The 7,687-nt window shown below is 60.0% G+C and carries 5 protein-coding genes; 4 read left to right on the top strand and 1 reads right to left on the bottom strand.

Features of this window, described 5'->3' with window-relative positions:
• Window positions 1-231: 231 nt before the first annotated feature.
• The 4 genes from GY725_03580 to GY725_03565 are packed head-to-tail and all read left to right on the top strand — an operon-like array spanning window position 232 to window position 5,585.
• Window positions 232-921, top strand: a complete 690-nt coding sequence (locus tag GY725_03580) for a TetR/AcrR family transcriptional regulator (GenBank protein MCP4003256.1) — start codon at window positions 232-234, stop codon at window positions 919-921.
• Complete coding sequence (locus tag GY725_03575) at window positions 914-3,340, top strand: MMPL family transporter (GenBank protein MCP4003255.1); 2,427 nt, start codon at window positions 914-916, stop codon at window positions 3,338-3,340. The genes GY725_03580 and GY725_03575 overlap by 8 nt, the downstream gene beginning before the upstream one ends.
• Window positions 3,341-3,381: 41 nt before the next feature.
• Entirely contained in the window at window positions 3,382-4,176 is a 795-nt protein-coding gene (locus GY725_03570; GenBank protein MCP4003254.1) for an outer membrane lipoprotein-sorting protein, read from the top strand.
• A gap of 14 nt (window positions 4,177-4,190) precedes the next feature.
• Window positions 4,191-5,585 carry a DUF1302 domain-containing protein gene (locus tag GY725_03565; GenBank protein MCP4003253.1) on the top strand — a complete coding sequence of 465 codons (1,395 nt, stop codon included), beginning with the start codon at window positions 4,191-4,193 and terminating at the stop codon, window positions 5,583-5,585.
• On the opposite strand, the gene GY725_03560 is transcribed toward GY725_03565, so the two are convergent.
• Complete coding sequence (locus GY725_03560; protein MCP4003252.1) at window positions 5,582-7,681, bottom strand: molybdopterin-dependent oxidoreductase; 2,100 nt, start codon at window positions 7,679-7,681, stop codon at window positions 5,582-5,584. The genes GY725_03565 and GY725_03560 overlap by 4 nt on opposite strands.
• Between the last annotated feature and the right edge of the window lie 6 nt (window positions 7,682-7,687).

The following is a 7,687-nucleotide window of genomic DNA, read 5'->3' as shown; positions in this document are numbered from 1 at the left end:
TGCACAGGGAGGAATCGAGCGAGAAGCGGGAGTCGCCGCCTGAGCAAGAAGCGTGATCCGATCGCAGATCCGTAGATCTGCAGAGGGTCGCGCGACGCAGCGCAGGCGGATGCATCGCGCTTCGCAGCCGCAGCCTCCCTGCGCAGAGGTTCCCTAGCTGACGGCGGAGCAACGGGCCGCCCGCTCGAATCCGCTGTTGATTCTTTATTTATTGTCTGTACAATAAAATTCGTGACTAGCGAGACACCGAGCAGAGCGAGAAAGAAGGGACCTGGCCGACCGCCGGGAGCCAGCACCCAGCAAGGGCGCCAGGCCCTGCTCGACGCCGCACGCGCGCTACTCGCCGAACAGGGACAGTCCGGATTCACCTTGAGGGCCGTCGCAGAGCGAGCCGGGGTCCGTCCAACCCTGGCCAACTACTATTTCGGCGGAAAAGAGGGTCTGCTGCGCGCCGTGATCGAACAGATCGCCGAGCGCGTGGGCGATCGCCTGGCGGAAGCCTTGCGGACGGACGGCCCCCCCGAAGAACGACTGCGACGCTTCATCCATCTGACCCTAGAGACCCTGGCTGAAGACCGATACGCTCCGCGCCTGTTCATGGAGCAGGTGCTCCTTCCCGACAGCGAGATCACCGACAGTGTCGCGTCGAATTTCATCGCGCCCAATGTCAGCAACCTGTCCAGTCTGCTCAGCGAAGGTCAGAGCACAGGCGCCTTCGAGAGACTGGACCCACGCTTTCTGGTTCCGGCTCTCATGGGCATGATCAATTTCTTCCTGCTCGCCGCACCGTTATTTCGACGCGTTTTCGATGAAGACCCGTTCGATCCCGATTTCAGGAATCGTTACGCCGATTTCGTGGCCGACCTCTTTCTTCGAGGCATCCGCCGCGAGCCACCGAAAAAGGACTCCGAGCATGGCTGAAGCTGAGGTACCGCTGCGCGCGCGCATCGAAAGAGGGTTCGAAGACTTTGGACGGATGATCCTGCGCCGGCGTTGGCTGACTCTCGGACTTTCCTTGTTGCTCGCCTCCGTGTGCGCATCGCAGCTTCCAACGCTGGAGTTCGATGCGTCGCCCGAGAGTTTCCTGCATCCCGACGCCCCCGACCGCCTGGCGTGGGAGGATTTCCGCACGCAATTCGGCAAGGACGACTACACGTTGATCGTCGTCGACACACCGGATCCGTTCTCTGAGCAGTCGCTCGAGCGATTGCGAGCGTTTCACAAGGACCTGGAAGACAACGTCCCGTACCTGGATGAAGTCAGCAGCCTGATCAACGCGCGGTCCACACTCGGGAACGAAGAAGAATTGATCGTCGAGGACCTTTTCGAGGACTGGCCCGAAACAGAAGCCCAACGCGAGGCTATTCGCGCGCGCGCACTCGCCAATCCTCTTTACAAGAACCTGGTGCTATCGAATGACGGGCGTCTGTCGACGGTCGTAGCCCGCGGCAGCCTCTACAAGTCCAACGAGGCCGACGATGCGCTCAGCGGGTTCGACGAGGAATCCGCCAACGAACCGTCCGCTGAAGAGATGGTGGGCAATGCGGAAGCCGAGGAAATGGTGAATGCCCTCCTGGCGGTCATGGAGCGCCACCAGAAACCCGACTTCAAGCTGGTGGGCTCCGGCACCCCCGTGATTACAGACGGAATGGTCAAGAGCATGGGGACCGATATGCAGAAGTTCCTGGTCGTGATGATTGGGATCATCTGCGTCGTGCTTTTCTCGCTGTTCAGGCGCGTGTCCGCTGTCGTATTGACGCTACTCGTCGTCATTCTCTCGATTGTATCGACGCTGGGCATCATGGCGTGGGTGGGAGTTTCCATCAATATCCCGACCCAGATTCTGCCCAGCTTCCTGCTCGCCGTGGGCATCGGCGCTGCAGTGCACCTGTTGACGGTCACCTATCTCGAAATCGACCAGGGTCGCCCTCGAGACGAGGCGATCGTCCACGCGCTTGGTCACTCCGGACTCGCGATCCTGATGACGGGCCTGACGACGGCGGGCGGTATGCTGAGCTTTAGCGTGGCCGAACTCGCGCCCATCTCGCATGTGGGGATCTTCGCTCCGATCGGCATCCTGCTCGGACTCGTCTATTGCCTGGTGATGCTCCCGGTGCTGCTATCGCTGACTCCCCTGAAAGCGCGCAAGAGTACTTTGGTCCAGCGGGGCGGGTTCCTGGAACGCGTTCTGATCGCAACCGGAGATTTCTCCGTCCGAAATCCCCGCTGGATGATGGCGGCCGCCGCCGTGTTGATCGTCGGGGGTCTCGTGAGCGCCCGGACACTGCACTTCTCGCACGACTTTCTCGGTTGGTTCCCCGAAGACCATATGGTGCGCAAAAGCACGGAGATCGTGGACCGGGACTTCAAGGGCAGCATGAGTCTGGAGGTTCTGGTCGACACCGGGCGCGAGAACGGCTTGCACGATCCTCAGATCCTACGCGACCTCGACGCCCTCAATACCGATACCGTGCAAGCGGGCCTGGGAGTCGGCTTCGAAGTCGGCAAGACCCTGTCGGTGACCGACGTGCTCAAGGAAATCAACCAGGCACTCAACGAGAACCGCAGCGACTACTACAGCATTCCAGAAGAGCGACAACTCATCGCACAGGAACTCCTGCTGTTCGAGAACAGCGGCTCGGACGATCTGGAAGACCTCGTCGACTCCGTCTTCAGCACCAGTCGCTTTACGATTCGGGTGCCGTACCAGGATGCAATCAACTACGTACCCTTCGTGAAGAGCATTCAAGAGGTGTTCGAAGCAAGACTGGGAGAACGTGCTCAGGTTCAGGTAACGGGCTTGATGAAGATGATGTCGGGGACGATCTACGCCGTCATGCACAGCATGGCCGCCAGTTATGTCATGGCCCTGGCGATCATCACTCCCTTGATGATGCTCTTGATCGGCAACCTGAGGGCGGGCCTGGCGAGCATGGTGCCGAACCTCGCACCGATCATCACGACGCTCGGTCTGATGGGTGTACTCGGCCTCTCAATCGACACGTTCACCTTGATGATCGGTGGAATCGCGATCGGCCTGGCCGTCGACGATACGATCCATTTCATTCACAACTACCGGCGCTACTTCGACGAAACCGGCGATCCACAACAAGCGACGCGCAAGACACTGGAAACCACCGGAAAGGCGATGGCGGTCACTTCGATCGTGCTCTCGGCGGGGTTCTCCGTCTATATGCTCTCCAGCATGGGGAACCTCTTCATCTTCGGGGCGTTGATCAGCTTCTGCATCGCGGCGGCTTTCATTCTCGATGTTATCCTCGCCCCGGCACTCATGGCTCTGACGCTGGGACGGGAAAAGAGGTTGACGCCGCAGGACTGATCCGGCCGGTTTCCCGGGGACTTACAAAGAGGAAAACTCCCATGCACCTACGTTTCATCCCAATCCTGGCAGCGCTGCTCTTGCTCGTGCCGCTCCATGCGAGCGCTCTGACGGCCCGCGAGATCATGCAGAAGGCCGAAGACCGGGACGATGGCGATTCCGTGGTCCAGGAAATGGAAATGATCCTGATCGACAAGAATGGCAAGGAGCGCAGACGAGTCTTGCGTTCGTTTCGCCGCGACCAGGGCGAAGACACCCAGTCGATCATGTTCTTCCTCGTCCCAGCGGACGTCAAAGACACGGGATTTCTCACCTACGACTACGACGAAATCGATCGCGACGACGACCAGTGGCTCTACATGCCTGCACTGAAGAAGACCAAGCGCATCGCCGCGAGCGATCAGAGCGGTAGCTTCATGGGCAGCGATTTCAACTACTCCGACATGAGTTCGCGCGAACTCGAACGCTACGACTACGAACTGATGAAGGAGACCGAAGTCAAAGGCGTGAAGGTGTGGCAGATCCAGTCCACACCCCGGACCGAGAAGGAGATCGATCGCACGGGCTACACCAAATCGGTCGTATTCGTTCGCCAGGACAACTTCGTGGTGATCCGCTCGGTCGGCTGGCTGAAAAAGGGCGGCCGCCTGCGTTACATGGACGTGAAGTCGCTCGAGGAAATCGACGATATCTGGGTCCCGACCGAGATCCACATGACCACGAAGAAGGGCAAGAAGACCCTGCACAAGACGGTCTTGAAGAACAACAAGACGAAATTCAACCAGGATCTCGACGAGAACATCTTCAGTGTGCGAAGACTGGAGAAAGGCCTCTGAGCCTTGCGTACCCCATGCTATTTGCTCGTTTCATCCTCGCCCTGGTTCTGATTGGAGGCCCGGCCCTCCACTCTACCGATGTCTTCGCTCAGGACGTGGACGATATTCTCGGCGGCTTCGATGACGAAGAGTCTGGGGACGATGCCGAACCGGACAAGGGGATCGACGATCCGACGGACGAACCCACCGAACGTTTCTGGGATCTGACCGGGGCGATAAACCTCGCTTCCTCCTACGCCTACAACGCAGATCATCCCGCACCTGGCCAACCCGACTACCGTGGATTGACCCGCCTTCAAGCAGAACTGAGCCTCCAACTCGACCTGGATCTGCCCGGCGGTTGGCAGAGCCGGATCGCAGGACGCGGTTATCGCGACTACTTCTACGCAGTCGAAGGGCGTAGTGATTTTTCCAATGAAGTTCTCGATGCTCACGAGCGCGAGAACGAGTTTCAGGAGATCTGGCTCCGCGGCGCACTATCGGAGAACCTGGACCTCAAGTTCGGCCGGCAGATCGTGAACTGGGGACGCTCGGACAATCTGCGCGTAATCGACGTGTTGAACCCGGTCGATCGACGCGAGCCTGGACTGGTCGACATCGAGGATCTTCGCCTGCCGGTGACGATGACCCGACTCGACTACTTCTTCGGCGCCTGGCAGTTGACCGGCGTGGCCGTGCACGAAACGCGTTTCGACACGGGCTCAGCGCCCGGCAGCGAGTTCCTGCCTGCATCATCGTTCTTCTCCATCCCCGAAAGAACTCCGGGCAATGGTGGTCAGGACACCGAATGGGCCCTGGCCCTGACGGGAATCTTCAGCGGCTGGGACATGAGTTTGCACTGGGCCCGCTTCTACGACGACCGCCCACACGGCGTGGGTCCGGGTTTCCTGCCCAGCGGACTCGAACACAGTCGAATTTCCATGTACGGCATCTCGGGACAGAAGGTCATGGGCAATGTTCTCTGGAAGACAGAGGTCGCCTTCTTCGACGGTCTCGACTTCTTCGAGCCTTCTCCCAAGGAACGTGGCCGACTCGACGCGATGATCGGCATGGAGTATTCGGGTTTTGACGAAGGCTCGGTGGCGATTGAGATCGTTAACCGGCGTACCACTCGTTTCGACAGTGTGCTCGAGAACGCCCTCAACCAGACGCGTCGAAACCGCGTGGAAGCTTCACTGCGCTACAGCGCCGACTTCTGGAACCAGAGCCTGCACTTCACCGCGATCTTCCTGAGCTTCGGTGCGCATGCGCAGGACGGCGCGATCCTTCGCGCGCAACTCACCTACGACGTACGCGACGCACTGAGTGTCACCGGCGGCATCCTGATGTACGAGGAAGGCGAGTTCCCGCCCATGGACCAGATTCCTCACAAGGACCGGCTCTTCCTCAGCGCCAAGTACTCTTTCTAGAGCGCGGCGACTTCGACTGGAACTCCGGTCATGAAGGACTGGCTCGACAGTGGCTCGAAACTGTCCGGGCCGATCGGCAACAGGACGTTTGCGTTTACGCCGGGGGTTCGCTGCGCGACCCGCAGACCCGGAGTTCGCGCGTTTCCCCAACCGTGAACAATGGCCACGACACCGGGCATCAGGTCGTCGTCGCAGGAGATCTCGATCTCGAGCGCTCCGTGCTCGTTGAACACGCGCACCTTCTGGCCGTCCTCCAGCCCGCGCGTAGCCATATCCCGGGAGTGCATGAAGAGATAGTTGCGATCGCGATCGCCGCGCTTCATGGCTTCGATGTTCTGGTACCAGGTGTTGTGCATATAGGCATCGCGCCGGGTGATCAGTTCGAGGTCCTGTTTGCCTTTCGACTGGGATGCGATGAACTGCAGCTCCACTCGGTCGAGAGCCTCTGTGAAACCTGGAGGGCAGCAGTCGACCCGACCAGTCCCGGTCTGCAGATACTCCCGATAGAAGTCTCCGGGAGTCAGCGGGGGCAACACGACACCGTGTGGTTGCTCGCGCACCTGATCGAGCGTCAAGCCGCGGTCGTGCAACATGTGATCGATGCGACCCCAGAGATCGGGAGTGGGACCGCGATCGAGTGCGGACTTCAGTCCCATCTCCTGGCACAGGCGGGCGAAGATCCACCACTCCTCGCGTCGCTCGGCCTTCGGCTCGACGACCGCATCGGTAAACTGAATGAAAGGCTCGGACTGCAACCCGAGTCCGGCGATATTGATATCGGCGCGCTCGAACATATCGGTGCTCGGCAGTAGATAGTCGGCCACCTCGGCCGTGGCATTTCGGTACAGGTCTACGACGACCAGGAGTTCGAGTTCGGCAAAGGCCTCGCGCAGGCGTTCTTCGCCGGCGATCGAGAGCAGCGGGTTCCCGGATACGACGAGCAAGGCCCGGACCGGTTCCTCGACGTCGAGTATGTAGTGGGACAGGAGATTGCCGGGCAATGCACCGCGACGCAGACGCCCGAACTCCGTATCGACGAAGCCCTGTTCGAACTCTCGTCGTCCTGCTTTGGCGCTCCGGTAGAAACCGACCGAGAGGATATTGCCACCGCTTCGATCGAGATTTCCGGTCACGAAGCTCAACATATGAAGCAACCAGTACGCCAGAGTTCCGTTGCGACCCATGTTAACGCCCGTCGACATGTGAACCGAAGCCGCTTTCGCCCGCGAGAATTCACCTGCCAGCTCGCGAATCCTCTCGGCATCGATGCCCGTGACGGATTCGACCCGCTGCGCGGGATAGTTCTGCACGAAGTCGCGCAGCTCCTTCACGCGTTCGCCGTGCTCCCGCAGCACGTCTTCGTCAAAACCACCGATGCGATCGATTTCACACAGAAGTGCGGCGAGCAGATAGACGTCGGTGTCCGGCCGGATCTGAACTACATCACCCACGCCCTCGCCCGCCGATTCGATCTGGCGGGGATTGATGAAATGGATCTTCGCGCCGCGACCGGCCGCCCGCTTCAACACCTTCATCGGATCGGGAATCGAGATGAAGCTGGCGTGACTCACGCGCGGGTTCTCACCGAAAACCAGCAGTACGTCGGTGTGTTCGATATCGGGAATCGGGTGAATCGTGCTCGATCCGAACACGGCCTCACTTCCGGCGAACTTGTTCGCGCAGTCCTGAGTTCCCGAACCGAAACTGCGCCGCACGCCTAGCTGTGCGAAAAAGCTGCTTATGGCCGGTCTCGCCAGCGTGTTGAAAGCACTCGGATTCCCGACATAGGAAGCGATGGACTGGGGACCGTGGCGCTCGCTCAGATCGCGCAGTTTCGCTGCGATCTCCGAGAGCGCCGTGTCCCAGGAAACCTCTTCGAAGTCACCGGCTTTGCGAACGCGCATGGGTACGTCGAGGCGATCCGGATCCCGATGGATGTCGATCCCCGCAATCCCCTTGTTACAGGCGAAGCCGCGTGTGACTGGGTGCTCGCGATCGGGCCGCAATGCCTGCAGCGCACCGTCCTGCACAACTCCGATCAGACCACATGAAGGCTCGCACACCCGACAGAAAGTTCGAACTTCTCGACGACTCATGGTTTC

This window comes from bacterium (genome assembly GCA_024226335.1).
Classification (GTDB): domain Bacteria; phylum Myxococcota_A; class UBA9160; order SZUA-336; family SZUA-336; genus JAAELY01.
The sequence above is the reverse complement of the archived record's forward strand: the minus strand, read 5'-3'. Positions and strand labels throughout refer to the sequence as shown.

Excerpts from the sequence above, each read along its gene's own strand:
- GY725_03565 (MCP4003253.1), top strand. The coding sequence starts at position 4,191 with ATGCTATTTGCTCGTTTCATCCTCGCCCTGGTTCTGATTGGAGGCCCG.
- GY725_03570 (MCP4003254.1), top strand. The coding sequence starts at position 3,382 with ATGCACCTACGTTTCATCCCAATCCTGGCAGCGCTGCTCTTGCTCGTG.
- GY725_03560 (MCP4003252.1), bottom strand. The coding sequence starts at position 7,681 with ATGAGTCGTCGAGAAGTTCGAACTTTCTGTCGGGTGTGCGAGCCTTCA.
- GY725_03575 (MCP4003255.1), top strand. The coding sequence starts at position 914 with ATGGCTGAAGCTGAGGTACCGCTGCGCGCGCGCATCGAAAGAGGGTTC.